At 71.1% G+C, this 1,558-nt stretch carries 2 protein-coding genes; both read left to right on the plus strand.

Annotated features, from left to right (window positions below; genetic code table 11):
- A partial coding sequence (locus D7V93_RS46305; RefSeq protein WP_279637001.1) for a hypothetical protein occupies positions 1 to 545 on the plus strand: 545 nt, incomplete at its 5' end.
- Positions 546 to 563: 18 nt separating this feature from the next.
- Positions 564 to 1,558: hypothetical protein (locus D7V93_RS42860; protein WP_147451678.1), on the plus strand; the 995-nt coding region annotated here is incomplete at its 3' end.

Below are 1,558 nucleotides of genomic sequence, written 5' to 3' on the forward strand. Positions count from 1 at the left end.
TCCCGGTGGGTTCGGGAGGTGGGGCGGTGGGCGCGGCTTCTTCCGAGGCAACGGGTTGGGGGGCCTGGGCTTCTTCCGGCGCGGGTGCCGCACCTCCGCGCGCGGCCTTCCGCTTCGTGCCACGGGCCGAGGTGTTCTCCGAAGGGGCTGGGGGCTGGGCGTCGGCGGCTTCGGCCGAGGCCGCATCTCCGGCGCTCGTGGGAGTCATGTCGGCCGGAGCGGTGTCCACCAGGGAGGGCGCGGACGTGACGGTGTCCCCGGCGCTCGTGGACGTCATGTCGGCCGGAACTGCCTCGGTGGTGCTCGTGGAAGCTGAGTCGGAAGTGCTGGACTCGGAGGTACTCACGGGAGCCGTGGTGGTTTCGGTGGTGCCCTCGGAGGTCGCGCCGGGCGTGGCTGTGTCCGTGGCGCCCGTAGGACCTGCATCCGCCGAGGCCTTCTTCGCGGTGCGCTTCGCTGCGGCGGCCCGTGGCGGCGTTTGTGCCTCGGGCTCCGAAATGGCTGCACCCGGGCCCGTCGTCTCGGCAGATTCCTTCGCGGTTTGAGCCTCCGGAGGCATCGCGGTGGATGCCTTTGAGGCCTGCTCCCCCGGTGTGGACTTCGCGGCGGGTGTCTTGGCGGCGACCTCCGGCGTGGAGTTCGCGGCGGATGTCGTCGCGGTCTCCACCGCTGGTTTCGACTTCGCGGCAGGTGTCTTCGTGGCGGGGGCTGCCGGCGTGGACTTCGCGGCAGGTGTCTTCGCGGCGGGTACTGCCGGCGTGGACTTCGCGCCTGGTGTCTTCGCGGGTACTGCCGGCGTGGACTTCGCGCTTGGTGTCTTCGCGGGTACTACCGGCACGGACTTCGTTGCAGATGCCTTGGCGGCGGGTGCTACCGGCTTCGACTTCGCAGCGGGTGTCTTCGCGGCTGCTGCCGGCGTGGACTTCGCGGCGGGTACCTTCGCAACAGCTACCGGCTTCGACTTCGTGGCAGGTGCTTTCGCGGCCGCTACCGGCTTCGACTTCGCGCCTGGTGCCGCCAGCTTCGTCTTCGCTGCGGGAGTCTTCGCGGCAGGTGCCGCCAGCTTCGTCTTCGCGGCCGGAGTCTTCGCGGCCTTCGCAGCTGGCTTCGACTTCGCGGCAGGGACCGCCAGCTTCGTCTTCGCTGCGGGAGTCTTCGCGGCAGGTGCCGCCAGCTTCGTCTTCGCAGCAGGCGCCTTCGCGGCCTTCGCAGCCGGCTTCGACTTCGCGACCGCCGGGCCCCCTCGTGCGGGAGCGGCCTTGCTGGCAGGGGAGGCCTTCTTCACCACCGCCCCCTTCTTCACCGCCGTGGGCGCCTTGCCGCTGGCGGCCCGGACCTCAGGCTTCGCGGTGGCCTTGCCCGGCGCGCGGGACGTGGAGCTATCAGGGGATGCGGGACTGCGGGTCGGACGGCGCTGGGCCATGAATTCCTCATCAGAGGACCCGAGCGGTCGGCGCCGTCGCCCCTCTGTTTCCCGATGGCTAGTGCAGCCACCGCCGCACCGCAAGGCTCGCGTCCACCTCCTGTCGCCAGGACACCGCGCCGCCCCACCCAGGGC

It is taken from the genome of Corallococcus llansteffanensis (genome assembly GCF_003612055.1).
Lineage (GTDB): Bacteria > Myxococcota > Myxococcia > Myxococcales > Myxococcaceae > Corallococcus > Corallococcus llansteffanensis.